This is a genomic window from Haloprofundus sp. MHR1 (assembly GCF_005155585.1).
GTDB classification, from domain to species: domain Archaea; phylum Halobacteriota; class Halobacteria; order Halobacteriales; family Haloferacaceae; genus Haloprofundus; species Haloprofundus halophilus.
Genome location: NZ_CP039833.1, coordinates 376,766 through 402,091 on the forward strand (window position 1 = coordinate 376,766; position 25,326 = coordinate 402,091).

General features: G+C 62.8%; 28 protein-coding genes. 15 read left to right on the forward strand and 13 right to left on the reverse strand.

Annotated features, from left to right (window positions below):
- Position 1: 1 nt before the first annotated feature.
- From FCF25_RS01785 to FCF25_RS01795, 3 genes are all read right to left on the reverse strand, one after another.
- Positions 2–1,123 carry a BMP family protein gene (locus tag FCF25_RS01785; RefSeq protein ID WP_137047117.1) on the reverse strand — a complete coding sequence of 374 codons (1,122 nt, stop codon included), beginning with the start codon at positions 1,121–1,123 and terminating at the stop codon, positions 2–4.
- 264 nt (positions 1,124–1,387) lie between these two features.
- Positions 1,388–2,644, reverse strand: a complete 1,257-nt coding sequence (locus FCF25_RS01790) for a Gfo/Idh/MocA family protein (protein WP_137047118.1) — start codon at positions 2,642–2,644, stop codon at positions 1,388–1,390.
- Between the two features lie 180 nt (positions 2,645–2,824).
- On the reverse strand, positions 2,825–4,783 hold the full coding sequence (locus FCF25_RS01795; protein WP_137047119.1) for a glycogen debranching N-terminal domain-containing protein: 1,959 nt from the start codon (positions 4,781–4,783) through the stop codon (positions 2,825–2,827).
- A 135-nt stretch (positions 4,784–4,918) separates the two neighbouring features.
- Here FCF25_RS01795 and FCF25_RS01800 point away from each other — a divergent pair, with 135 nt between their 5' ends.
- On the forward strand, positions 4,919–6,142 hold the full coding sequence (locus FCF25_RS01800; RefSeq protein ID WP_137047120.1) for an RNA-guided endonuclease TnpB family protein: 1,224 nt from the start codon (positions 4,919–4,921) through the stop codon (positions 6,140–6,142).
- Positions 6,143–6,703: 561 nt separating this feature from the next.
- On the opposite strand, the gene FCF25_RS01805 is transcribed toward FCF25_RS01800, so the two are convergent.
- Both FCF25_RS01805 and FCF25_RS01810 read right to left on the reverse strand, forming a co-directional pair.
- Positions 6,704–7,162 carry a DUF86 domain-containing protein gene (locus FCF25_RS01805; protein ID WP_117594515.1) on the reverse strand — a complete coding sequence of 153 codons (459 nt, stop codon included), beginning with the start codon at positions 7,160–7,162 and terminating at the stop codon, positions 6,704–6,706.
- On the reverse strand, positions 7,159–7,647 hold the full coding sequence (locus tag FCF25_RS01810) for a nucleotidyltransferase family protein (RefSeq protein WP_117594516.1): 489 nt from the start codon (positions 7,645–7,647) through the stop codon (positions 7,159–7,161). Before FCF25_RS01810 ends, FCF25_RS01805 begins: the two co-directional genes overlap by 4 nt.
- A 171-nt stretch (positions 7,648–7,818) precedes the next feature.
- On the opposite strand from FCF25_RS01810, the gene FCF25_RS01815 reads away from it, so the two are divergent.
- The 5 genes from FCF25_RS01815 (at position 7,819) to FCF25_RS01835 (ending at position 11,553) form a co-directional block, all read left to right on the forward strand.
- Entirely contained in the window at positions 7,819–8,643 is an 825-nt protein-coding gene (locus tag FCF25_RS01815; RefSeq protein WP_137047121.1) for a winged helix-turn-helix domain-containing protein, read from the forward strand.
- A gap of 122 nt (positions 8,644–8,765) precedes the next feature.
- Positions 8,766–9,371 (forward strand): OsmC family protein, encoded by a 606-nt coding sequence (locus FCF25_RS01820; RefSeq protein ID WP_137047122.1) that lies wholly within the window; start codon positions 8,766–8,768, stop codon positions 9,369–9,371.
- A 179-nt stretch (positions 9,372–9,550) separates the two neighbouring features.
- Positions 9,551–10,246 (forward strand): DUF2270 domain-containing protein, encoded by a 696-nt coding sequence (locus FCF25_RS01825; protein ID WP_137047123.1) that lies wholly within the window; start codon positions 9,551–9,553, stop codon positions 10,244–10,246.
- Between the two features lie 108 nt (positions 10,247–10,354).
- Positions 10,355–10,597 (forward strand): hypothetical protein, encoded by a 243-nt coding sequence (locus FCF25_RS01830; protein WP_137047124.1) that lies wholly within the window; start codon positions 10,355–10,357, stop codon positions 10,595–10,597.
- Between the two features lie 134 nt (positions 10,598–10,731).
- Entirely contained in the window at positions 10,732–11,553 is an 822-nt protein-coding gene (locus tag FCF25_RS01835) for a hypothetical protein (RefSeq protein ID WP_137047125.1), read from the forward strand.
- A gap of 280 nt (positions 11,554–11,833) precedes the next feature.
- Here the strand turns inward: FCF25_RS01835 and FCF25_RS01840 are convergent, their stop codons facing one another.
- The 3 genes from FCF25_RS01840 to FCF25_RS01850 form a co-directional block, all read right to left on the reverse strand.
- Complete coding sequence (locus FCF25_RS01840; RefSeq protein ID WP_137047126.1) at positions 11,834–12,079, reverse strand: type II toxin-antitoxin system HicA family toxin; 246 nt, start codon at positions 12,077–12,079, stop codon at positions 11,834–11,836.
- 1 nt (position 12,080) lies between these two features.
- On the reverse strand, positions 12,081–12,341 hold the full coding sequence (locus FCF25_RS01845) for a hypothetical protein (RefSeq protein WP_137047127.1): 261 nt from the start codon (positions 12,339–12,341) through the stop codon (positions 12,081–12,083).
- A gap of 82 nt (positions 12,342–12,423) precedes the next feature.
- On the reverse strand, positions 12,424–13,503 hold the full coding sequence (locus FCF25_RS01850) for a TrmB family transcriptional regulator (RefSeq protein WP_117594524.1): 1,080 nt from the start codon (positions 13,501–13,503) through the stop codon (positions 12,424–12,426).
- A gap of 183 nt (positions 13,504–13,686) precedes the next feature.
- Between FCF25_RS01850 and FCF25_RS01855 the strand changes: the two genes are divergently transcribed.
- Entirely contained in the window at positions 13,687–13,956 is a 270-nt protein-coding gene (locus FCF25_RS01855; protein WP_137047129.1) for a type II toxin-antitoxin system HicB family antitoxin, read from the forward strand.
- Positions 13,957–13,959: 3 nt separating this feature from the next.
- A complete protein-coding gene (locus tag FCF25_RS01860; protein ID WP_137047130.1) occupies positions 13,960–14,205 on the forward strand; it encodes a type II toxin-antitoxin system HicA family toxin in 246 nt (81 codons plus the stop codon).
- Between the two features lie 85 nt (positions 14,206–14,290).
- Here the strand turns inward: FCF25_RS01860 and FCF25_RS01865 are convergent, their stop codons facing one another.
- From FCF25_RS01865 to FCF25_RS01885, 5 genes are all read right to left on the reverse strand, one after another.
- Positions 14,291–15,172, reverse strand: a complete 882-nt coding sequence (locus tag FCF25_RS01865; protein ID WP_137047131.1) for a universal stress protein — start codon at positions 15,170–15,172, stop codon at positions 14,291–14,293.
- A gap of 29 nt (positions 15,173–15,201) precedes the next feature.
- Positions 15,202–15,489, reverse strand: coding sequence for an amphi-Trp domain-containing protein (locus FCF25_RS01870; RefSeq protein WP_137047132.1), 288 nt, complete (start codon positions 15,487–15,489; stop codon positions 15,202–15,204).
- Positions 15,490–15,656: 167 nt separating this feature from the next.
- Positions 15,657–16,793 carry an ABC transporter ATP-binding protein gene (locus tag FCF25_RS01875; protein ID WP_137047133.1) on the reverse strand — a complete coding sequence of 379 codons (1,137 nt, stop codon included), beginning with the start codon at positions 16,791–16,793 and terminating at the stop codon, positions 15,657–15,659.
- A gap of 82 nt (positions 16,794–16,875) precedes the next feature.
- A complete protein-coding gene (locus FCF25_RS01880) occupies positions 16,876–17,325 on the reverse strand; it encodes a hypothetical protein (RefSeq protein ID WP_137047134.1) in 450 nt (149 codons plus the stop codon).
- Positions 17,322–18,026 (reverse strand): hypothetical protein, encoded by a 705-nt coding sequence (locus tag FCF25_RS01885; protein WP_137047135.1) that lies wholly within the window; start codon positions 18,024–18,026, stop codon positions 17,322–17,324. Before FCF25_RS01885 ends, FCF25_RS01880 begins: the two co-directional genes overlap by 4 nt.
- Positions 18,027–18,143: 117 nt before the next feature.
- Between FCF25_RS01885 and FCF25_RS01890 the strand changes: the two genes are divergently transcribed.
- The 7 genes from FCF25_RS01890 (at position 18,144) to FCF25_RS01920 (ending at position 25,300) form a co-directional block, all read left to right on the forward strand.
- Positions 18,144–18,578, forward strand: coding sequence for a pyridoxamine 5'-phosphate oxidase family protein (locus FCF25_RS01890; RefSeq protein WP_137047136.1), 435 nt, complete (start codon positions 18,144–18,146; stop codon positions 18,576–18,578).
- Between the two features lie 159 nt (positions 18,579–18,737).
- Positions 18,738–19,193 carry a universal stress protein gene (locus FCF25_RS01895; protein WP_137047137.1) on the forward strand — a complete coding sequence of 152 codons (456 nt, stop codon included), beginning with the start codon at positions 18,738–18,740 and terminating at the stop codon, positions 19,191–19,193.
- 244 nt (positions 19,194–19,437) lie between these two features.
- Positions 19,438–20,985: a TrkH family potassium uptake protein gene (locus FCF25_RS01900; RefSeq protein ID WP_137047138.1), complete on the forward strand. Its 1,548-nt coding sequence runs from the start codon at positions 19,438–19,440 to the stop codon at positions 20,983–20,985.
- A gap of 186 nt (positions 20,986–21,171) precedes the next feature.
- Entirely contained in the window at positions 21,172–22,839 is a 1,668-nt protein-coding gene (locus FCF25_RS01905) for a gamma-glutamyltransferase family protein (RefSeq protein ID WP_137047139.1), read from the forward strand.
- Positions 22,840–23,050: 211 nt separating this feature from the next.
- Positions 23,051–24,622 carry a glycosyltransferase family 39 protein gene (locus FCF25_RS01910; protein WP_137047140.1) on the forward strand — a complete coding sequence of 524 codons (1,572 nt, stop codon included), beginning with the start codon at positions 23,051–23,053 and terminating at the stop codon, positions 24,620–24,622.
- A gap of 80 nt (positions 24,623–24,702) precedes the next feature.
- Positions 24,703–24,930, forward strand: a complete 228-nt coding sequence (locus tag FCF25_RS01915; protein ID WP_117594535.1) for an antitoxin VapB family protein — start codon at positions 24,703–24,705, stop codon at positions 24,928–24,930.
- The gene (locus tag FCF25_RS01920) at positions 24,917–25,300 is read left to right on the forward strand and encodes a type II toxin-antitoxin system VapC family toxin (protein ID WP_137047141.1); all 384 of its coding nucleotides are present in this window, start codon (positions 24,917–24,919) and stop codon (positions 25,298–25,300) included. Before FCF25_RS01915 ends, FCF25_RS01920 begins: the two co-directional genes overlap by 14 nt.
- Positions 25,301–25,326: the final 26 nt, after the last annotated feature.

Here is a 25,326-nt window from a genome sequence, read left to right on the forward strand (position 1 = left end):
CTCAACACCCGGTCGGACCGCACTCGAAGTCGATCCCGCCGTTGACGATGGCGTCCTTCGCGTCCTGGATGTTCTGGTCGAGCGAATCGGGCATGTTGCCGTCGAACGCCTGGCCGGTCACCCAGTCGATCTGTCCGCCCTCCGTGGAGAGGTTCTGTTCTCCCTGGACGCTGTCCCATTCGTCGTTGACGACGGCCCCCGCGACCTCGTACGTCGCCTCGTTGAGCGCTTTGATGGCGGAACCGAGGATGACGTCCTGATAGCTGTCGAACGCGACCGACTGGTCGCTGTCGACGCCGATCGCGAACCGATTGTTGTCGTCCGCGGCCTGGAACGCCCCTTCGCCCGCGGCCGACGCCGCGTGCCAGACGATGTCGGCCCCGCTGTCGAACTGCGAGACGGCCTGGTCGTTCACGCCCGACGGGTCGCTGAAACTGCCGCCGTAGCCGGTGAGCACCTCGATGCTGTCGTCCACCCACTCGACGCCCTGTCTGTACGACACCTCGAACGCCTCGATGAGGGGAATCTCCTCACCGCCGACGAAGCCGACGGTGCTCTCGTCGGGGTTCGTCGAACTCCCCTCATGTTCGATCTCTTCCTGCGTCAGCGTCCCGGCGCCGACACCGGCGAGAAACGACATCTCGTGGTTCATCTCGATCCACCCCGAGACGTTGGGTTCCTCGACGACGTTGTTGATGAGCATCCAGTTGACGTCGGGGTACTCGGGAGCGTTCTCCTGCAGCGGGTCCGTATGCTGGTCAGCGACCAGCACGATGAGGTCGGGGCCGGCTTCGGCGGCGTCGGCCTGCCGCTCGGCGTACGCGCCTTGGTTCGTCTCCTCGACCTGATTGACGTCGATGTCCCACTCCTCGGCCGCGTCTTCGAGTCCCGAAAGCGCGTTGTCGTTGAACGCCTGATCGTCGAAGCCCGCCGGACTCGAAATAATCGTCATCTGGTACTCGGCGCCGCCGCCTCCGCCGCCTCCGCTCATACAACCGGCCAGCGACAGTCCGCCGACCGCCGCTGCTCCTGCCGCTCCCGACCGGAGAAACGACCGGCGGTCGACCGATGATCTCTCGCTGTCCGAGTCTTTGCGGCTACACCCATCTTTCCTGTGAGGCATCATACAACTACCAACCGTAATTCGAGTATATGATTCTATGCACTACCAACAATGTTGCCGCATAGTTGACATCTATTCACCGAAACTGCCACCGAGAAGTAGGTTTGCCCTCTCCCGAACGCTCGACATAATCCGTGTATCACAATAGATTAGTTAAGGCATTTTCAGATAGTAAACAACCTCGGACCGCTCCGGCCATTATCAACGCGTTCGTCGTCTCATCGGTGAGAGTAGTGACACCCCCGATTGTCGGTCGCGCGACCGCTACGGTCGGTCACCCGTCGATTCGGCCGGGTACGGATCGAACTCGCCGCGTGCGGGCGCGGGAATGTACCCCTCTAAATCGACATCGGCAAATTCGACACGTTCTCCGCGTTCGGCAGCGAGGTACGAGGCCATACAGAGTTCGACGACCTCCAGTCCGTCGTGGAGGTCCTCTCGAGCGTTCTCGCCCGCACGGAACGCGGAAACGACGTGACGGTTCTGGTCCAGATACCCGTACGTCGTCACCTCGTCGGGGATGACGGCCATCTCTCCTTGCGTCGCCTGCTGTTTCTCGACCACGTAGCCCGCGTCGTCCTCGTTATCGGACGAGACGAAGATACCGACGCCGGATTCGAGTGTGTTGATGTTCCCCGAGTACTCCGGGCCGAGCAGTTCGATGGTTATCCGGAGTCCGGAACCGACGAAACACCACGAGTTCGTGGACTCCGCGACGACGACTTCCCCGTCGTCGGTTTCGTAGAACACCGTCGCGTGTGCGTAATCCTCAGTCGGCTTCGACTGGAAATCGACGTCGAAATCCGCCGCAAGCCGGTCTGCGTACTCCTCACGCGCCCACTTCAGCGTCGAGAGGTCGCAGGTGACCGCGAGCGGCGTCAGGTCGTCACCCGTCGTCGATTCGAGCAGGTGTTTGTTGACCTTGTGGGAGTGACACATCATGTCGTTCAGAACGCCTCCGCCCTGTTTCTCCCCGTCCCAGAACCACGCCGAGTGCGGTCCCGCGTGCTCCTCGGCCGAACGCGCGAGGTAGGGACGACCCGCCGCCTCGGCGCTCTCCCACAGCAACGCTTTGACCCTCTCCACGCCGGGCATGTAGACTTGGTTCTCGAGATACGCGTGGGCGACGTCGATCGACTCGATCAGTTCGACGACTCGCCTGGCCTCCGTGAGATTGCGTGCGAGTGGCTTTTCGATGGCGATTCCGTCGAGGTTAGCATCGTCTTCGACCGCACTGACGATCTCTTCGACCGTCTCAAGGCGGGTGAAGTTCGGACTGGTGATCCAGAGTGCGTCCACATCCGGGTCCTCGGTGAGGTCGCCGACCGACTCGTGGACCGTCGCGTCGCCGCACTCGTACTCCTCGAGTTTCTCGGCGACGGCCTCGGCCTTGCTCCGGGTGGGGTTCATCACACCGGCCGCGTGGGCGTGGCGAATCCCGCGAAGCGTCTCGGAGTGAAACGTATCCGTGATGAATCCGGCACCGACGAACCCGATCCCTAGTGAATCGTTCGCTGACATGTACTCGATGAGCAATCGCCGTCGGCAATATAAATAGCTTGACACGCCGCTCGCCCTCTCACCGTGCAGTGTCGTACTGTACTCGCCACGGCCGAGACGAACAACGTCACCAGCGTCGTGTTTCCGGGGCGACCGCGCAGCGCATCGCCGTCCCAAACGGAGCCTCGCGGTTGTCAGCGCCTACGAACTCGGCGTCGGCGCGTCACGCGAGTCCGGTTCGTCGGGGACCTCCGCGACGCTTCCGGCGACGGCCTGCAGGAACGCCAGCGGGGCAGCGGCGGCCCACGCCTGCGGTTCGCACGCTTCGCCGTAGGAGACCGGCACTTCGGTCTCCTCGCGCTCGAACCCGGCGAACAGTTCGGGGAGGCGGTCGTTGCCGCGTTTTTCCGCGGCATCGACCAGCCCTTCCGCGACCCGTCGGGCGGCGTCGACGCGGCCGTAGCGGGCCATCCCGAGGACGACCAGCGAGTTGTCGTGCGGCCAGACGCTGCCGAGGTGGTAGCTCTGCGGGTTGTAGACGCCGTGGCTCGCCGCGAGCGTCCGGATGCCCCAGCCGGTGAACATGTCGTCGGCGACGAGGCGGTCGACGAGCGCGTCCGCCCGCGCCTCGGGGACGATGCCGCTCCACAGGCAGTGACCCGCGTTCGTCGTCACCGACGCGACCCGCTTTTTCTCGCCGTCGAGCGCGACGGCGTAGCAGTTCTCCTCGGGGAGCCAGAACGCCTCGTCGAACGCCTCCTTGAGGGCGGCGGCCTCGCGCTCCAGTTCGGTCGCGCGCGCCTCGTCGCCGGCGTGGCGTGCGAGGTCGGCGGCGCGGCGCTTGGCGTCGTAGGCGTAGCCCTGCACCTCGGCGACCGCGAGCGGTCCCTCCGGATGCTCGCCGTCGGGGTGCATGATGCCGTCACCGCTGTCCTTCCACGCCTGATGGGTGAGGCTGCCGTCGCCGCCGTCGGTCGGGTACTCGAGGAAGCCGTCGCCGTCGCGGTCGCCGTACTCGTCGAGCCAGTCGAGCGCGCGTTCGACGTGCGGGCGCAGCTCCTCGGCGAAGGCGTCGTCGCCGGTGCGTTTCCACGTCTCGTGGACGAGCACGACGAACAGCGCCGTCGCGTCGACGGTGCCGTAGTACGGCGAGTGCGGCACCTCGCCGCGGGCGGCGAGTTCGCCGTAACGGACCTCGTGGAGAATCTTGCCCGGTTCGGCGTCGCGGAACTCGTCTTCCGCCTCGGCCTGGTGGGCGGCGAGGTAGCGACAGGTGCCCTTCGCCAACTCGGTCGAGAGGCCGAGCGACTGGTAGGCGGCGATGAGCGAGTCGCGGCCGAACGCGGTCGCGAACCACGGCATCCCCGCGGCGAGCATCGGTCCGTACTCGGTGTCGAGACGGAGTTCCAGCAGGTTCTCGCGGCTCTCTTCGAGTACCGACTCCCAGCCTGCGGGCGCGTCCTCCAGCGTCGTCGCTTCGGCCCACTCGCGTTCGCGCTCGCGGACTTCGTCGCGGGCCGCGTCGACGGCCGCCCGCACGTTCGAGGTCGGTCCGTCGGTCGTCACCGCAAGCGAGAGCTGCTGTGACTCCTGCGGGTCGAGTTCCAGCGGCACCAACAGCGTCGCGTCGACCCGGTCGCCCGCGGTCTCGACGCCGACGTCGACGTCGCGGTTCGCGGTCACGGAGACCGACGCGTCGAACTCGACGTCGTCGGGGTCGTACGTGAACGTCACGCCGTTTTCGCGCGTCTCCACGTCGATATCTCGGTCGCGGAGCGCGTTGCCGTCGAAGCCGCGCACCTCGAACAGGTCGTCGAACCGGGTGCCGACGGCGAGTTCGAGCGTCTCCGTGTGGGGGTCGCGCGTGAGGTTCGTGACGGTCACCGACTCGTAGAGGCCGTCGGTGACGAACTGGCGGCGACTCAGTTGCAGCGCTCGCGCGCCGCGCTCCAGCGGCGTCGCGAGGTGGACGAGTCGCTCGGCGGGGCGGACGTCGACCAGTTCGAGCGGTTCGAGCGTTCTCCCGCTCGCCCCGAGTCGGTACCGGTCGAGACGCCTCGTGTCTCGGTGGTAGAACCCGTCGTGGCCACGCGTCGGCGCGCCGTCCTCGTCGGTCACGAGGAAGGTCGACCCGTTCGCCACGGTGCTGTCTGTCTTCATCAGATATCAAGACGGAGACCCACGACTTTAGTTGTGGGAGGAAGCAGACAATAGATGCACATACCGCGTTTGATAGCAAGACCGACTTCCAACCTATTATGTAGTTCTAAGTATCTCTGCCTATACTAATGAAGTATGGAGGTTGTTCGGAACATCCAAGTCAAACTCGACGTTCCCGAGGACGCACACAGCGTTCTCGACGAGACGTTCGAGCAGTTCCGACACGCAGCCCAACACGTCGCAGACCACGGATGGGACGACAACCCCTACGAAATCACGGACACGAAGAATACGCTCCACAAAGAGACGTATTCTGACGTTCGTAGCAAACTTTCTCTGCAATCCAGTCTCGTTCAATCCGCGAGGAACCTCGCGGCCACCGCACTCGGAAACTGCAAAGATCGCATCATCGAAGACGGTGAGAAAGCAAGCAAACCCGAGTTCAAAGGCTCAGTCGTCGTGTATAACGGACGAACCATCACCTACAATGACGACCACGTATCCCTCGCCACAACCGACAAGCGTGTGACGGGCGGATACGTCACGCCCGTCAACGAGGAAGGCACGCCGTTCGAGGACTACTGGACGGATGAATGGGATAAACGCGAAGCAACGCTGCACAAACGTGACGGAACGTACTACCTCCACGTCGCCGTGAAGAAAAACGTTGAACCGTCTTGTGACGAAGAATCCGAGAACGGAGTGGTTCTCGGTGTGGACTTGAACGTGGACGGATATATCGCCGTCACCAGTACGGGAGCGTTTTTCGGTAACGCAGACTACCTCAACCACCGCCGCAAAGAGTACGAGCGTCGGCGCGGCAGCTTACAACAGACGGGCACTCGCTCCGCACACCTTACCATCAAAAGTATCGGCAATCGGTTCGCTCGGTGGAGCACGGACTACCTCCACCGCATGTCAAAAGCGATTGTGCAAGAAGCCGTGGAGAACAATTGCACGGCAATCTCGTTCGAGAACCTGAAACATATCCGCAAACGCATCTCGAACGCTTCAAAGTTCCAGCAGTGGGCGTTCCGCGAACTGCAACGACACGTCGAATATAAAGCCGAAGAACACGGCATCGACGTGGACGACGTGAATCCGGCGTACACGTCTCAGCGGTGTAGTCACAGTGAGTGTGGCTTCACGCACGAAAACAATCGTGACGGTGACGAATTTGAGTGCCTGAAATGTGGAAAGCAATTGCATAGCGATTATAACGCCGCTCGGAATATCGGGTGGCGTCTTGTTCAGCACTGGCTCAAGTCTGGTGCTGAACGAGCCACAAGTCAACTGGCTCTCAAGTCAGGGACGGTGAACGCAAATGGTCGATTCCGACCTACCGAGTTACTCGGGTAGAGCGGGAGTCCACCGACAAGCCTCGGGGCTTGACGCCGAGGCAGTTGACCTATCGTGTGTTGTGGTCGGCTCCCAGTTATACGTCTTACTTCACACTACTTCAGTAGTGGGATTCTCGAATGTTTCTTAACAGGTGTCCATACGTCCAGAACATGACAGACGATAGCCCGCGATTCGGCGGGATGACACGATCTGTTCTTCAATCGACGAGTTCGAATTCTGCGTTTCCACAGTTGCACGACCCGTCTGTCCCGACCGGACGGAAACTCCCGTTCGTCTTCTCCTGTGCGGGATAGATGTTCGCACAATCGGTGCATCGTGCGAACACAGTCGGTTCGTTTCCATTGTGTAGATGTTTCTCAGTCATGTGCTTCGAGGCCGACAGTACGCCGGCATCTCCTGCTCCTCAGAGGCTCATAGCCGGTAAATAGCTTTCTAACCGATTTCCGATAGGTTTGCGAGCGCCGTTAGTGGTCGGTCGTGGCTTCCGACGAGTACAGTCGTGGGTTCTCTCCTTGAGTTCGGCAACTAGGTGTTGATTTACTCGCTTCTCCGACGAAGTCAGTCGTCAAGCGCGCCGATGGAATCGAGGTAGTCGCGAACCGCTTGGACAAACAGTCGATAGCGCTCCAGATCTTGGAGCGCGTTGTAGACGACATCGTGATCGATGATTCGTCCATATGTATGCGACAACACGTTGCGGAATCGAGCCCCCTGTGCCATCTCCTCGGCCAGCGTTGGTGAAAGCACTCCAATCTCACCGAGCGCTCGCATCGACTCTGGATTGCTAGCTGGTGGGTGCCCACGTTCGTGCTTGACGAGTTCTTCACCGATGTCAATCGAGGCTTCAGTCATCTTTACGAACCGGCGCTCGACGATATCACGAGTATCCGAATCAGACTTGTATTCGTCGCGACTGAGACGCTGCTTCCGGGCGAGTACACCGAGGCTCTCCTCAATGGTTTCGACAGCAGTCAGAATCCTGTTGAGACGGTCCGCTGGAAAGCTATCAGTCGTCATCCGTCATTCTCCGACTCGCCGGATACAGGCGCCCTAGCATCACCGCTATCGAGATGGGCGTCAATTCTGGCCAGCGCTGCGTCGAGCCGTTCGCGAGGTGACTGCGTCTCGGTATCAGCCGCCGTTATCTGCTGACGAAGCTCGGCGGCGCGTTCTTGCTCGCCGAGGAGGAGTACACCATTTTCGAAGACCGCCTCCGCGAGTGCTGGTGAGGCTGCATGAAGATCGACGAGATCCACGTCATCGGTCCCGAGTGTATCACTCAGATCGGCACTCAATCCAAGGAAAGTATCGTTGTAGTTCGAATCTGACGGGCGTTCAGCGTCGAATTCGACCGCGAGATCGATATCGCTTGCTGAGTGCGTCGTCTCGGTCGCGTGTGAGCCGAAGAGAATCGCAAGCCGGACCGGATGCTCCCGAAGAACGCCGAGGAGGGCGTCGAGATCAACGGACGCATTGACAGCGGTCGACTCGACGGTTCTCATTGTCCGAAATCAGGGTTTCCGGCCATATAAAAACGCAGGTGCCCCTCGGACACTGTTCCTTGTAGATGTCTCACCAGTGATATTAACTCGGAGATGTCCCGACGGGCGTGCTGCATACAGAGCGCGTACTCCGCCCCAAATAGTTATCTCGGCCGTTTGCCAAAGAGTAACATGGGACTAAATGGCACGAACACTGTCGACACGGACTCACCAATCGGTGACATCGCGTATCTCGCGCGGTCCGAGCACCGTATTCCGACGCTCATTGCGCTGACGGAGCGTCCCCGGAGTCGCTCCGAACTCTGTGAGCAAACCGGCGTGTCGCCGTCGACGATTCGGCGAACGTTGCGCCAGTTCGAGTACCGTTCCTGGGTCCGAAAGGAGGGGTACCGGTACGTGGCGACGCGGCTCGGAGAGGCTATCGCGGCCGGGATGGAGGACCTGACGAGCCTCGTCGAAACCGAACGGAAGTTGCGCGACGTCTGGCACTGGCTTCCGGACGAGGTGACCGAGTTCCCGACCGAGACCTGGGCCGAACTGACCGTTACGCTCCCGGAACCCGACTCGCCGTACCGTCCCGTGAGACGGTTCGAGTCGCTCCTCCGGCAGACAGACGAGGTCCGGTATCTCCGACCCGAGGTTGCGCTGATGGAGCCCTGCTTCGACTCGCTGTTCTCTCTCATCGACGCCGGAGTCGAGATCACGCTGATCGACCGACCGAGTTGCCACGCGTACTTCGTCGCGACGTATCCGCAGCGCAGCTCGGAGATGCAGAGGCGGGACAACTTCACCGTCCTCGAACACGACGAACTCCCCGAGTGCGGAGTCGGCCTCCTCGACGATCGAGTCACGATCAGCTGTTACGAACGGGACAGCGGGTCGGTCCGGGCGTTGGTCGAGGCCGACGCGCCGGTCATCCGCGAGTGGGCGGAGCTGACGTACGCCTCGTTCGAGGCCGACGCGCGACCGGTCGAACCCGAAGCCTACGTGCAGTGAGGCTGAGCGGCTGTTGACGCGCGGTCAGTAGCTGAAACGATGTCAGGACCTGCCGAGACAGCACGAAATAACTACAACGTCTCTGAGGTCGTTCTTCCGGCTGTCGGAGGCGACACGAAACTATGACTGACGACCAGCAAATCGTGCACGGCGTAGACCTGAACAAACTCGAAGGGTTCGCCGAATACGCGGCCGAGAACCCCGACGCGGTGCAGCTCGGGCTCGGCGCGCGTTCGACCTACGAGGGAACGTGCGCGCACAGTTTGGCGAAGGTGGACAGCTACACGCTCGGCGGCGAGACGATTTCGCGCGAGACCCGAGAGTACACCATTCCCTACGGGGCGTGGAAGGAAGTGATGGACGCGGGCGGGTGGGTCGGCGGAACCGACCGACTGGAACCCATCGAAGCCGCGCTGTCGGCGCTCGCGTCGTGTATCAACGTGGGCATCAGCGTCAACGCCGTCGCCAACGGCGTCGACATCGAGAAACTGCAGACGCACGTCCGGACCGACTTCGACCCGAGCGTCCTCTTCGGCCTCGCCGACCTCGACGAAGCCGACGGCGTCTTCGATAACCTCACCGCCGAGGTGGAGATCGAAGCGGAGGGCGTCGACGAGGAGACGATAGACGAGTGGACGCGGCGCGCGCCGGTGTTCGCGTTCGTCTCGCTCGCCCAGGACGTCGACGTCGCCGTCGAGACGACCACGGCGATGCACGCCGACGACTGAGCGCACGACCGACGCCGCCCGTGTCCCGACGACGGCGGGACGAAGGGAGGGAGTTTCGGCGGCGTCGCCGCGGACCGCTCGCCGACTCGACGCGAGCGACGAACGGATACGTCCCCCGAGCGTACTGTCTCGGGCTCCCGACAGCGACGATTTGCCGGACGGGTGCCACTAGAGAGCGTATGACAACCCACGATTCCCTCGAGAGAGAAGACCAAGAGGTGGCCGGCGAGATCGCCCACGACGCAGACGCGCTCCTGTCGACGATTCCGCACTACTACCGCGGCGAGGTCAGCCAGACGAACAACGCCCAGAACCGCATCGACCAGACGACCAACTGGGTCGTCACGATTATCGCCGCGCTTCTCTCGGTCGTGTTGGCCGACCCGAGCATATCTCCGAACCTACTACTGGTCGGTGTCGTGGTTTTGGGTATCTTTCTCAGCTACGAGGCGCGGCGCTACCGCTTCTACGACCTGTACCGGAGCCGAGTGCGCTTCGTCCAGCAGAACGTCTTCGCGAACGCACTCGACCCCAAAGGCGTCGAACACTCGCAGTGGCGCGAGGAACTGGGTGACGACCTTCGGTATCCGAAGTTCAAAGTGACGCTGCTCGAAGCGCTCTCGCGGCGACTTCGTCGGATTTACGGCCTCCTGTTCGTCATCGTCGGCCTCACCTGGGTCGTCAAAATCACCATCCTCACGCCCGAGACGACGTGGTCCGACGCCGCAGCGTTGCCGGGAATCCCGGGCGAGGCTGTCGCGGGCGTGCTTTCGGTCGTCTACCTCTGTATCGCGGTCGTCGCCTTCTGGCCGAGCAGCCGCGAAGCGACGGGGGAGATACACGGCGAAGAGCCGGGGAAGTGGAAGCGAGAGTGAGATGTTCATCGACGTGCGCTCCGTATCCAGCACGGACGAGTGTGAGCGGTGAGGTCGTGACACTCGGTCGTCGATATGTATTTTACGCACATTGGATAATGAGACCGCATGCCAGAAATGAAGGTTCGAGAGGAGAATCGACCCTCGGTCGGTAAGTACGTCGTCTTCGCGACGGTCGGAGTGCTCCTGGTCACGTGGCTTACGACGGCGGTTCTGGAAGGTGGAGCCACTCCTACCGGCGAGCTTTTGATGCTGTTTCTCGCCGGCGTCGCGAATCTTACTATCGTCTTTCTGCTGGTCAACTCCCTCGTCGAACAGTGGTTCGCGGCCGCGGAAATCGTCGACGAGTGAGATATCCGACGAGCTCTGCGGTGAACGGACGCTCTCCACCCCGTCAGTCTCTCCTCGACGACCCGTTGGTGCGTCCGTCTAAAGTAGTCAACTCACCATAATGACTATCTGGTGTTACGTTAGAACCCTAAGAGATGGCTGTCCTGAATGCCCTCCGGAAAGTGCCCGGTGCGTTGGCCCGGAGTCCGATTCTCGTCGCGGTAATCGGACTGTTCGGTCTCCTCCAGGCACCGCAGTTGCTCGCACAGTACGTCAGTCCGATACTCTCGCTCGTCGTTTCGGGCCTGCTGTTCGTCGTGTACGTCTTCGGCACCCCGTTCGTCCAGGGCGGGATGATCGGCATGGCCGACGAAGCGCTCAGAACGAAGACGAAACTCGAGACGTTCGTCCAGGCCGGCAAGCGGAACTACGTCTCGCTGCTCGCCGCGTACCTCCTGGTTACGGGAGTCGTCCTGGTGCTGATGTTCGTCGTCTTCGCCGGCGTCTTCGCCGGCGTTTTCTCCGCTGCGAGCGGCAGCCAGACCGGACTGTTCGTCGGTCTCGGCGTCGGTCTCCTCGTCGGCCTCGTCTACCTCGTGTTCGCGTTCTTCATCCAGTTCTACAGCCACGAAATCGTCTTGAACGACGCAAGCGCCGTCTCGGGTCTCAAAGGGAGCGTCGGCCTCGTGCGCCGGAATCTCCTGAGCACCGTCGGTTACTTCGTGGTCACGATGGTCGGCGTGTTCGCGGTCGCCGGCGTTATCGGCGTCGCGCAGTTCCTCTTGCTGCCCCAGTCGGGCGCGGGAGCTGCGGCGGCCGCCCCCGCACAGCTCCCGTTGACGAGCGCGCTCGCACAGGTCGTGCTCACAACCGTCGTCACGGCGGTCGTCGGCAGCGTGGGCGCGCTGTACTCGGTCGCGTTCTACGAGGAGATTCGAGAGCGAAAAACCGGCGTCGACTCAACCCCGAATCTCTGAACCGGCGGCTCTCGACAGAACGGAGCGATTTCGAGCTACTACGCACGAACTCAAGGAGTGTGTGGTGACGTTGTAGCGGGCTGTCGGTACGATTCGGCACCACTCCTACGACTCTGGTATCCGAGGATGGTTTTCGCAGTTCGGTGATGGGGACCAGAGGAACGAAAGGCGCTCGATGGCGAACCGTCGACGAGCACCTCAGTAATCGACTCAACACCTTCCTCGCTCTAAAGGGCGATGCTCTCTCCACACTTCTGCAGCTTACTGTTGGGGCCACATCTTAACAGTGCTCGTCGACCCACTCACAGAACGACTGAAAGTCCTCAGCACCGCACTGCTTGGCGATACTTCCGAGCGTCCCCCGGGGAATCTCACCGTGAATCGGAACTGTCGGTCGTCGTACCTCGCCGGTGTCTGGGTTGACGTACTCCAGTGTGAGGTGACTCCCGGTCCGTGACTTCGGTTCGTAGCCAAGCTTCATCAACACTTTGGCGACCTCCCGCCCCGTGAACGTCGTCCGGCCCACGCTAGGCGTCCCACGGCGGGCGGCCTTCGCTTCCGACCTCGTCCTCGTCGAGGCCGAACTCCGTGGCCAGCGTCTCCGTTTCTACGGACTCGCCTTCTCCGTAGTAGGCGTCGAGGGCGTCTGCGAGCATTCGTAGCGCCTCTGCGCGGGTCTCTCCGAAGGATGCGACACCCGTCTCGATATCCCTCGCGGTGACCTGTCCGTCGCTCTCGTGGACGAACTCAACCCCCCCGTCGTCGTTTTTTCGAGTCGTACTGGCCATCCCTACCGAAACCAGGTCCACTGCTCCAATAAGCGTTCGGACGGTCTCCTTTGGGATTTCGAGCCGACCGTCGCGAACATCGTCAATTGATTTTCTCTACCACGAACCGCTGGCCCTCGATATCCTCGACGAGCGCACCCCAGCCGCCGACGCTGACCACCTCGTCGCCGGTGTCGAGTTCGAGCGTCGCCGCCTCGACGAAACTCGACAGCAGCGGCCCGGCGTCGCCCTCGCTGGCGACGTAGTTCACGTCGACGACGCGACCGGTGAGTTCCCGTTTCTCGCGTCCGGTCCGGTTTTGTCCGATGACGGTGAGCGTCACCTCGCGCCCCGCCTCGACGTCCTCGTAGACGTCGCGGATGCACTCGCGGATGTTCGTGTACGTCGCCGGCAGCGACCCGTCGCGCGCGGAGTACAGCGTCTCCCACGTCTCCCAGAACGCCGTCTGGAAGTGGGCGTCGAAGATGCGCGACAGCGAGTAGTCGTTGACGAGCACGCCGTACTCGTGGTTGGGGTGCAGCGGCGCTTCGGGCGCGAAGCAGACGTGCGTCCGGTCGGCGAGGACGAGAAACGGCGTCGGCAGCGTCCGGAGTCGGACCTCGGTGGCGACGCCCGCGAAGTCGAACACGCGGTCGTCGACGGTGGCGTCGGCGGACTGTTCGGGCGTCAGGACGAGTTTGACGACGACGCCGCGGTCGACCGCCGCCGCGAGCGCGTCGCGGAAGCGGTCGTACTGCGGGGGCGTCACCGCCAACTGGAGTTCGTTCTCGGCAGCTTCGATGGCCTCGTGCGCGCGGTCGAAGATGGACGAGAGGGGTTTGAGCACGCTCACGCGATGGTTCTCGACGGTCGGGCGCTCCCACCTGTCGCGTATCTCGGCGGCGGCGCTCGTCACCGTCTCCGCGTAGGCCTGCAGGTCGTCGACGACCGCGGCGGGGTCGTGCGCGCGGGCGTGGAGGCTCCCCTGTTGGTACGTCTCGATGTAGCCGTCGCTCTCTAAGTTGCGAAGCACGTCGTAGATGCGCGCCTGCGGCACGCCGGAGGCGTCGGCTATCTCGGTCGCGGGGGCGCTGCCGAGTTCGACCGTCGCGATGTAGGCTTCGGCTTCGTACTGCGTGAGTCCGGTCCGCTCCAGCGTCGAGCGGAGTTGGTCGGTGTCCATGCTCGGATACCGAATAGAGGGAGGGCGGACGGTTTCGGTGTTGCGGTGTTTCGGTGTACTGACGGGCGAGTCGGTTATCGAGTTAACCGATTCAGCGTGCTTTCGCTGAGAAATCACAGTCGCGTTTTCCACGAGAGCGGTGTGCCGAATGCTTATACACCTCATCCGGCAAGTAGAGGTACGATGGCCAGTTCGACTCGGAACGGTGACGCCAACGATGGCGAGATTCGCCTCTGGCAAGAGAACGGCTGGTGGGTCGCAAAAGATGTCGACACGGGCGTGACCACACAGGGAGAGTCCAGAGAAGAGGCGCTGGATAACCTCGACGACGCCGTCGCAGTTCACACCGGTGAACGTGGCCGCGAACCGACAGACGAGGAACTTCGTGCGCTGGGAATCGACCCCGCGAACAACACCACTGGCGACGAGGAACCGCCGGACGTACTCGACTAATCGATGAGACGGTTCTCCGGGGTGGAGATCGTGAAAGTACTGGTCAACGTCGGCGGATTCGAGTGGCGACGAACAACCGGGGACCACGCCCAACTGTACTACGAACACCCGACGAACGAAGAGGATCGCCGACAGGTGACCGTTCCGCTGCATAGCGAACTCCGTACCGGGACGCTCCGAAGCATCGCTGAAAGTGCCGGCGCACACGACTTCGATGCGTTCTGCGAGTGGATCGACGAAAACGCCTAATCCTCGACGGAGGGACGAGCCCGGTCGGGAGTATCGAATCCGGAGTCGATTCACTCGCCCCTGCTGCACTCAACGCGCAAGTCGGTCACGCAGCGTCGTCCGACTCGGGCTCGCGGACCCACATCATCGGAATCGGCGACGTTCTGACCAGTTTCGCGCTGACGCCGCCCATCACGTAGCGGTTGAACTCCGTCACGCCCTGCGTCCCGAGGACGGCGAGGTCGACGTCGTTCTCGTCGATGTAGCTGCGAATCTGTCTGGCCGGAGAGCCGTACTCGACTTCGGTCTCGATCGTCTCGACGGACGCCGTCTCGGCGGTCTCGACCGCGTCCGCGACGATCGAGTTCGCCCTCTCAGTCAGTTCATCCTCCTTCAGGATGGAACGGGCATCGAGGCCGAGACTCCCCGTGTCGACGACGTGCAGCAGGTGAAGCGCCGCGCCGGTCGCGTTCGCGACGGCGACTCCCTCAGCCAGCGCGAGTTGCGCGCCACGGCTCCCGTCTACCGGGACGAGGAGGTTCTCACACGGGTAGGTGCGCGGGCGGTCTCCGTCGGGGTTGACCGACACGACGGGCGCTTCGGCGGTGTTGATGACGCGTTCGGTGACGCTCCCGACGAGAAACTGCGTCAGTCCGCGCCGACCGTGCGTCGGCATCACCACGAGGTCGACGTTGAACTGTTTCGCGTACTCGACGATGGCCGTCGACGGGGTGCCCCGACGGACCTCAGAGACGACGGCGACACCACCGTCTGTCGCACGCTGTGCCGCCTCGTCGACGATCTCTTGCCCTTCTCGCTCCAACTCGGCGACGGCCTCCTGTCTCTGCGTGAGGCTGTCCCGGCCGGTGTCCGCGACGTTGAGGACGTGTATCGTCGCCTCGTGTGCGCTCGCGATTTCGAGCGCGTAGTCGAACACCGATTCTGCGGGCTCGCTCCCGTCCGTCGGGTACAAGATGCGGTCGTACATGGTGTCTACAGTCGGAGAGGTGGGTGAAATTACTCGCCCTCGGTACTGATATCTAACGCGCCCTCTTCGGCTGTCCGAGCCTCACGCCACCAGACCAACTCGAACTCGATGCTCTGTTTGGCCTCGGTGTCGCCCTCGGACCAATCCGACTCGCCTTCGAGCTTGAACGTCACCGGATTCACGGGGTTCAGTCGCACGTGCTGACCGCCGAGTTCGAGCGTGACGTCCCCGTCACCGTCTAACTGGTCGGCTAACTCGCGGAGGTACGACGCGACCTCGGACCGCGTTTTCTCGGATTCGGTTTCGAGCTCTCCCATACTGTCTGGTAGAACACACGACCGCATAAGCGAGAGGCAGGTTGTCGAACGTCGAGAACCATCCGCGGGCTCACAAGGCGGCGCAGGCCGAGTCCTCGGGGCTCGCCTCCGAGGCAGTTCACGAAGCTACAGCTGAGCTCAAATCGTCTCCGAACGCTGCCGGAACGCTACAGCTTCACGCCGTCCGGCAGCGACTCGGTCTGTCGCGAACGGTTGAACAGTGTCTCGCCGGAACCGGCGTCGAAGGCGTGGATGCGGTCGCGGGGGAACTGCAGACGCACGCGGTCGCCGATGTCGATGTCGTAGTCGCCCGACACCGACGCGGTCACCTCGTCGCCGCCGACGTCGAGGTGCAGCAGGTGTTCGCGGCCCATCGGTTCGACGACTTCGACGGTCGCCTCGACGGTGTCGGGACCGGACTCCCCCGCGAGTTCGACGTCTTCGGGGCGGATACCGAGCGTCACCCGCCCTCGGCTCCCGAGAACGCTCGTCTGCCCGTCGGTGAACTGGTAGGTGACGCCGTCGGTCAGCCCCCGACCGGCGGTCGGGTCGTACTCCATCTCGACGAAGTTCATCGAGGGCGACCCGATGAAGCCCGCGACGAAGCGGTTCGCGGGCTCGTGGTAGCACTCCAGCGGCGTGCCGAGCTGCTGGAGCTGCCCGTCGTCGAGGACGGCGATACGGTCGCCCATCGTCATCGCCTCCGTCTGGTCGTGCGTCACGTAGACGGTGGCGACGCCCAGCTTGTCGTGTAACTGCTGGAGTTCGGTGCGCATCTCGGTGCGGAGTTTGGCGTCGAGGTTCGAAAGCGGCTCGTCCATCAGAAACACCGTGGGCTCGCGGACGATGGCGCGACCGAGCGCGACGCGCTGTTTCTGTCCCCCCGAGAGCGCCTTCGGACGGCGGTCCAGGAGCTCCGAGATGGAGAGCATCTCCGCGGCCTCCTCGACGCGCGTCTGAATCTCGCTGTCGGCGAGTTCGGTCGTCATCTCCAGGCCGAACGCCATGTTCTCGCGGACCGTCTTGTGCGGGTAGAGCGCGTAGTTCTGGAACACCATCGCGATGTCGCGGTCCTTCGGTTTCTCGTCGTTGACGACCTCGTCGGTGATGCGTATCTCGCCGTCGGAGATGGTCTCCAGCCCCGCGAGCAGTCGCAGCGTCGTCGACTTGCCGCATCCCGAGGGACCGACGAGCACGAGGAACTCTCCCTCCTCGACGGTCAGAGAGAGGTCCTCGACGGCGACGACTTCGTCCTCACCGGAGTCGAACACTTTGTAGACGTCGTCGTACTCGGCGCTTGCCATGGTCTATCACGAACAATCCGTTCCGGGCGTATATGTGTTACTACTGGAGTAGTGTCACTCGAACGGGCGAGTTGCGGTCGACTCAAACGCCGGCCAACCACGGCAGAAACGCCGCGGCGAGGTAGCCGTACCACTGAATCGCCCACGAGATACCGAGCCAGAGCAGCCCCCACGGCGAGGAGAAGCCGACCGGGCGGACGGGCCACTCCGCGCCGGGGTTCGTCTGCTTTCGCGGGTAGACGTAGTCGGCCAGAAAGTGAAGTCCCATCCCGAGCGCGAGGAAGTGAATCGTCGTCGCCAGCGCGGGAAGCACAGACAGAAGGTCGAGACGGAGCGCCGCCTGATACAGCAGCGTCGGGAACAGAAACGTGTGCACGAGCCACGAGCGATGCGTCTCCTCGCGGAGCGCGTCCAGTTCGGGCAGCAACACCCCGACGACCAGCGGGAGCGCGACGGCGGGGTGGTGACCGACGGCGACGGCGAGAAACGCCACCGGGACGGCGCTCACGAGGTGGAGTTCTCGGCTGGTCACACGAGTTCACCCCGGTACGCGAGGACGATTCGTTCGGCCCCCTCGCCCGTCGTCTCCTCGAAGGCGACGACCTCCAACAGCGCCAGCCACCCCGGTAACAGCAACACGACGGCGATGCCGAGCGAGACGCAGAGCCCCAACAGGAGCGCGGCGAAACAGGACTGCAGGACGCTGAACGAGGGCGTCTCCAGCAGGTGGTACGCCGCGTCGCGGAGTGCGGTGGTCGTAGACAGCTCCGTGCGAGGTTCTTCGGGCGCGCGAGCCACCAGCGAGGCGGCCCGAAAGAGGACGACGACGACGATGACGACGGCGTACAAGCCAGCGAGCGCGCCGAGGAGGAACGCGGGCTGTCGGACGGTGAGCGCGATAGTCGAGTAGGCGTAGGTCGTCGCGACGACGGCGATTGCGAGCAGACTGAACGGGAGGCCACGTCGGAGATTCCGTCGAAACGACTCGCGGAAGGCGGCGAGTCGCGCCCGCTCGCTCACCCTCCGTCCGGCGGCCTCACCCTCGACGACGTCGGTCATCGTCTCCACGAGCGCGAGAAGCGCCGCCCCGAGCGTGACGAGTGGGAGCGACGCGAGCGACGCGGCGACGCTCAGCGCGACGACGGTCACGAGGTCGGAGTACGTCGCCCGGCCGAACGCCGAGACGGCGGCTATCGGGTCGAGGCGTTGGGTCTCGTCGGTCGTCGCGCGCATCGCTCGTGTTGCCGCACGCCGGACGCAAAAGCACACCGGTAGCACACTACCGGAGTAGTGTCGTTTCGGCGACTGGATTATCCCACTCGCCGCCGAACGATACTCCGAGGGGTTCCATTGCACCATCTCGAATACATCTACACCGTCGGTATGGACCGAGCGGAGGTCGAAGCGGCGCTCGAACAGCGGACCGACGGCGTGCTGTCGCTCGCGCGAGACAGCGAGGCGTACGCGATTCCGGTCGCGTACTACTTCGACGGCGACGCGCTCTACTTCCGTCTCGGCAGACACGACGAGAGCGACAAACTGGCGTTCGCGGACGAGACGGCCGAGGCGTGTTTCGTGCTGTACGACGCTCCGTCGCCGGACGAGTCGTGGAGCGTCATCGTCCGCGGGCCGTTCACCAGACTCTCGGCGGACGACCGACCCGACGACGCCGAAATCAACGAGGCGTACACCTCGCTGCGCGTCTTCGGCGAGACGGTCGAGGATATCGACCCGGTGTTCTACCGGCTGGACATCGAATCGGTCACCGGCCGTCGAACGTCGTAGGTCGAGTTTGGGAGGTCGCACGGTAACTAACAGGAGGGCGTCGACACAGAACCGGGGTCCGCTCGAAGGAATTGTTCAATCAGAATTTGAGACGCACCTCATTACGTATCCAACAATTCTACCGGAGGGATTTTGGTGAAGGAGTCGAATGTAGAGACTATGAGTTCCAATATTTTCGGCACAGTAATCGTCCCAATCGCCGGTCCAGACGACGCAGCGAGCACCGCCCGAATCGTCTACCACTATGCTCGTGGGGATTCACAGGTCATCGTCGTTCACGTCATCGAGAAGGGCGAAGGGGTACCCGACAAGGCATCCGTCGAACAGCGTCAAGCGTTCGCCGAAAAGGCGTATCAATCCTTTTTGGATGTGTTTCCCGACGACGGACCGACGCTTGAGTTCCGCACCTTATACGGGCGAAACGTCGGAGAAACGATTCGGGACGCCGCCGAAGAGGAAAACGCGACCTCGATTGCGTTCGTCCCGCGAGTTGGAAGCCGTTGGATCAAATTCCTCAGCGGAGATGTCACGACTGAGCTCTTCAAACGGAGTAAAATACCAGTGATTGCACTCCCGAAGGAACAGAAGAGGATAGTTTTCACCCACGATGCGTGACGAGACAGTACCCGAGTTACCCATCAGGACCAACTATGAAATGTGAGCGATGTGGGGACGATACGAGTGTGCAGGGATACGATGTAGATGGATTCACAGGATTTCTCTGTGAGAACTGTGTGGAAGAGTGGGACAGAATCCAAGAACAAAAATGACTCCACGATGGAAACAATGAACAGTCTCCTCGAAGCGCAACCGAACCGAAACGCCCACCCGTTCGTCGTTCGACCACCATAGATATTCGATGGCCCGCACACCGAGCGTCTATGTCGATTACAGAGTAAGCGTGGCCCTCGTCGGGACAGTTCTCAAATACATCGGCATTACGCCGCTGTTCCCGCTCGTCCTGGCGTTCTATTACGGTGAAAACCCGGTCCCATTCGTCGCCACTAGCGTGCTCATGGTTGGCGGTGGATTCCTCTTAGAGCGAGTCAACAACGATGGCGAACTGAGACAGCGAGAGGTATTCCTCTTAGTAAGTCTTGCGTGGCTGGTCGTGCCGTTAGTGGGAACGGTTCCGTATCTCGTCGCCGGAACAGGCACTGTTGCCAATCCAGTCAACGCTCTGTTCGAGAGCATGAGTGGATTCACGACGACCGGTGCGACTGTTCTCGGGGAGATCTCGGTTGAGCGCCATGGGTACGCGATGCTGATGTGGCGCCAGCTCACCCAATGGCTCGGCGGTATGGGTATTCTCGTGTTGATGGTCGCCATCCTGCCAGAGCTCTCGGTTGGAGGTGCCCAGATCATGAAGCAGGAAGCACCGGGAATATCGCTGGAGAAGATGACGCCGCGTCTTCAGCAGACTGCGCGTGGGCTATGGGGAATCTACGCCGGGTTCACCGTTCTCGCGATTGTCGTCTATTACGGGTTGCATCTGAGTGGATTAGCGCCGAACATGACCCTCTACAATGCGGTTGCGCACGCACTCACGACACTGCCTACCGGTGGATTCTCTCCGGAGGCACGGAGCGTGGAGGCGTTCACGCCTGCGGTCCAGTGGGCAGTAATGCCGTTCATGGTTGTCGCAGGGACGAACTTCGCTCTGTTCTGGTACGTCTTTCGGGGAGAGCCTCGCCGGTTAACCAACAATACAGAGTTCCGTTCGTATCTACTTGCCATCCTCGCTTTCGGGACAGTAATCTCGGCAGTGCTCTTTCTCGGCGTTGGAATCGCCGAACCGCCGGCGAACCTTGACATCATTCCCGGAAATCTCGAAAATTCGCTCCGGCAGGGACTCTTTCAGGTGATCGCTATCGTGACGACGACTGGGTACGCGAGCATGGATTTCAACACCTGGGATGCCTCTGCACAGACGATACTGTTGTTTGCGTATTTTCTGGGCGGCTCTGCGGGGTCGGCAGCCGGTTCGATCAAGATTGTCCGGTGGGTTCTCGTCAAAAAGGCTATCTTCCGAACACTGTTCACGTCGGTCCATCCCGAGGCCGTTAAACCGCTACGACTCGACCGGAAAGTCGTCGACGAGCAGACTATTCGCGATGTACTCGTGTTCATACTGCTCTTTTTGACGATATTCACCCTCTCGACGATGCTTCTGTATCTCGATAGTCTCCGAACGGCTGGCGTGTCGTTGTCTGGTCTCGAGGCGATGAGCGTCGCCATTGCCACGCTGGGGAACATTGGTCCGGGCTTCGGTGTTGTTGGTCCGATGAACAGTTTCCTGCCGTTCTCGGATGCCGCAAAACTCTACATGGTCTTTCTGATGTGGATTGGTCGTTTGGAGGTGCTCTCGGTGCTGGTCATCCTCACACCGACGTTTTGGCGGCAGTGACGACCCTTAGTAGATGCACCGTTCTCGGAACATCCTTCCTTATATCCTCCCCCGTATCTCGCACGCTATTCCTATCCCGCTCCGGTGGGTTTCGACAGAGCCAGTGACGCCGTGCGACCGGGAGCCACCACCGGCAAGAACCCCCCACTCGCGTGGCTCTTTGAGGCCGATTTGCCAAGGGGTGGTATGGACGCCAGTGACCTCGACAGTTTCACCTCACGCCGGTCGACCGTGTACGGTCGTCGCGGCGTGGTCTCCACGAGCCAACCGCTCGCCGCACAGGCGGGAATCACCACCCTCCAGGAGGGCGGCAACGCCTTCGACGCGGCCGTCGCCACCGCAGCGGCGCTGAACGTCGTCGAACCCACGTCGACGGGCCTCGGCGGCGACGTGTTCGCGCTCTACCGCACCGCCGACGGCGAGGTCGGCGCGATGCGCTCCTGCGGCGGTGCGCCCTCGGGAACGAGCATCGAGAAAGTGCGGGAGGCTATCGAAGACGCCGACGAGGAGACGCGCTCGTCGTGGTATCCGGCCTCTCGCGGCTACGCTGTCGACTCCGCGGAGGAGGCGGGGATGCCCTTCCTCGGTCCGCACGCCGTGACGGTTCCCGGCACCGCCCGCGGGTGGGAGACCACGGTGGAGGAACTCGGTCGGATGACGCTCGGCGAGGTGCTCCAACCGGCCATCGAGTACGCGAACAACGGCTACCCGGTTACCGAAGTCGTCTCCGCGCAGTGGCAGCACGGCGAGGAACTGTTCAAATCCGAGCACGCCCGCGACGCCTACCTCTTCGACGGCGAAGCGCCCGAGACGGGCGATATGGTGTCGCTGCCGAAACTCGGTGCGACGATGGAGCGCATCGCCGAAGAAGGAGCAGATATCGTCTACGAGGGCGACATCGCCGAAGCCATCGCGAGCGAAATCCAGGGACTCGGCGGCTTCATGACCGTCGACGACCTCGCCGACTTCGAACCGGAGTTCGTCGACCCGGTGTCGACGACGTACAACGGCGCCGAAATCTACGAACTGCCGCCGAACAACCAGGGACTCATCGCGCTCGAAGCGCTCAACATCGCAGAAGAACTCGGCGCGGCCGACCATCCGCTCGACTCCGCGGAGCGCGTCCACTACTTCGCGGAGGCGATGAAACTCGCGTTCCACGACGGCCACCGCTACATCACCGACCCCGAGTACGAGGAGATTCCGCCGCTGGCGTCGAAGGAGTGGGCGAGAAAGCGCGCCGAGGGAGTCGGCGAGACGGCCGACCACGACGTGAGCTTCGGAGTTCCGGACGCGCAGGCCGAAGACGCCGACACCGTGCTGCTCTGCGTCGCCGACGACGAGGGCAACGTCGTCTCCTACATCAACTCCCGGTTCGCCGGCTTCGGCTCGGGCGTCGTTGCGGGCGATACGGGCATCGCGCTACAGAACCGCGGCGCGTCGTTCTCGCTCGACCCCGATCACCCGAACCACCTCGAAGCGGGCAAGCGACCGTTCCACACCCTCGTGCCCGCCGTCGCCAAACTCGGCGAGGACGACTGGGCGGCGTTCGGCGTGATGGGCGGGTACATGCAGCCGCAGGGCCACGCGCAGGTCATCTCGAACGTCGTCGACTACGATCTCTCGATTCAAGCCGCGTTGGACCGCCCGCGCTGGCGCTACCGCGAGGACGGACAGCTCGCGGTCGAGGAGTTCTCGGACTCCGGCGTGCCGACGGCGCTCACCCGGATGGGCCACGAGGTGCAGATTCTCGCGCCGCTGATGTTCGGCGGCGCGCAGTTCGTCCGCAACGAAGACGGCGTCCTCTCGGCGGCGACGGAACCCCGAAAAGACGGCAACGCGCTGGGGTACTGAAGCTCGCACTCGGCACTTCACAGTACCGATAACTCAGCCGCACTGATTATTATTTCTCACCCGGTGCAACCACCGTCGTACGACGTTGCATCGCTCGGCGGAAACCGAGAACATATTTTCTTCCAGAGCCTGAATGAGGAGTCGTGACCTCTCTCCGCCCTCTTTACCCCCTCGTGTGTCGAACGAGTGGTGATACCTCGTGACACAGCCGATGGGTGATACCGACGACTCGAACGTCGTCTCCGAACTTCGGCAGTTCCACCCGAGCGCCGTCGCGGGGCTGTTCTCCCGCGCGGACGCCCGCTACGTCTCGCCCGTACTCCTGGCGGGTGTCGCCGTCTACGCTCTGTATCTGACGGTCAACGCCTACCCGGGTTACGGTGCCGGCCTCTACAACCTGATGGGCGAACAGATCGCCGCTAACGGCTATCTCCCACCCGAATCCATACCGTACTACACGGTCGACGGCGTCCCCTTCGCGTACCCGCCGCTGATGTTCTACGTCATCGCCGCGATACGCGACGTGACGGGCGTCGGGCCGTTCGCACTCGCGCGCTTCTTCCCCGGGCTCGTCACCATCGCGTATCTCGCGCCGACGTATCTGCTCGCGCGCGACGTGCTCGCCTCCCGTCCGGCGGCGTCGGCCGTCGGACTCCTCGTCGCGCTCAACCCGAAGGTGCTCCAGTGGCACATCACCGCCGGCGGGTTGGTCCGCGCACCCGCGTTCCTGTTCGCCGTCTGCGGCATCTACGCCGGGTACAGACTGTACACCGCCGTCGAGACGACGGGCTACGAACGCCGGTGGCTCGCCGTCTCCGCGCTCTGCTTCGGACTGACGCTCCTGACGCACCCGACGTACACGCTGTTTTTCGTCGGCAGTTTCGTCATCCTGTGGCTCTCGCTCGACCGGTCGCTCGCGGGCTTTCTCCGCGGGGGCGTCGTCGCCGCCGGCGGGTTCGCGCTGGCGACGCCGTGGCTGCTCTGGAACGTCTCCACGCACGGTATCGAGGTGTTCACCGAGGCCTCCGGAACGCACGGCGGCATCGGCGGCGGACTCGCCGTCACCCCGTGGCTCGCGATACCGCTCCTGCTCGCGGCGGCGCTGTTTCTCGTCCGGCGACCGTTCCTCGGCGTCTGGACCGTCGCGGCGGCGCTGTTGTTCCAGCAGGCGCGATTCGTCGCGTTCGTCGGCACGTTCGCCGTCGTCGCGCTGGCGTTCGCGCCGGTCCGAACCGCGGTCGCCGAGCGAGTCCCCCGACCGAAGCGACGGACGCTCGCCGCCGTCGCCGTCGCCGTGACGCTGGTCTGCGGTCTCGGCGTCGTCGGCTACTCGATGACCGTCGCCGAACCCTCCATCGCGCCCGCCTTCGTCGACGACGACGACGTGGCCGCGATGGAGTGGGCCGGCGACGAGACCCCCGAAGACGCGACGTTCGTCGTCGTCGGCGACGCCGCCGAGTGGTTCCCCGACGTCAGCAAGCGGACGATGGTGGTCGGCCTGTGGGGCGTCGAGTGGGAAGGGGCGGAGACGTACGCCGAGCAGAAAGAGCTGTACCGGACGGTGTCGACCTGTGACTCCGCCGACTGCGTCTCCGAGACGTTGAACGCGGCGGACGTGACGCCCGACTACCTCTACGTCCCGAAAGGGACGTACATCGTCCGTGGGAAGCGAACCACCGGCGGCGGCGAACTCGCGGCGTCGTTGATGGCCGCCGAGGGTTACGAGGCGGCGTACGAGAACGACGGCGTCGTCGTCTTCCGCGTAGTGTCGACGGAGTCGTAGTTCGTTCCAGCTCTCTTTTCGGATCGTTCGGTGCCACGTCGACGGGAACCCTAAGTACGTGTACACGTAGACGTATACGTATGGGGACGAAGAGTCTCACAATCACCGACGAAGCGTACGAGCGTCTGAAGGCACACAAAAAAGAAGGGGAGAGTTTCACGGATACAATTCTTCGTCTCACGGGGAGTGAGCGGGATATCATGAAAGGATTCGGCTCGTGGAAGGGGACCGGTCTTCGCGAGGCCGTCGAAGAAACGGAAGACGAGTTCGACGACGACCTCGAGGAGCGTCGAAATGAACTGTTTTGACACGAGTGCGCTCATCGACTATCTCGAAGGCTCCGAGGAACTAAAGCAGGTACTCGAAACGCGCGAAAATCAGCCGTTTTTCGCCCCGACAGTAGTGCTGCACGAAGTATTCGTCGGCGCTGCTCGTCTTCGCGGGGAGGAGGGTGTCCGCGAAGTCCGTGAGGATCTACACTGGATCGAGCCGCTCGAACTGACCGTCGACGATGCGGCAGAGGCAGCGTACATGAGCGCTGAGCTGTCCGATGCCGGAACTCCGATTGGGTCGATGGATACGCTCATCGCGGGTATCTGTCGCTCGTCGGGTTCGACGCTAATCACACGAGATGGCCACTTCGACCGCGTGGACGATCTCGAGACGCTCACGTACTGACCTACTGTTGGGGGCCAACAGTTCCC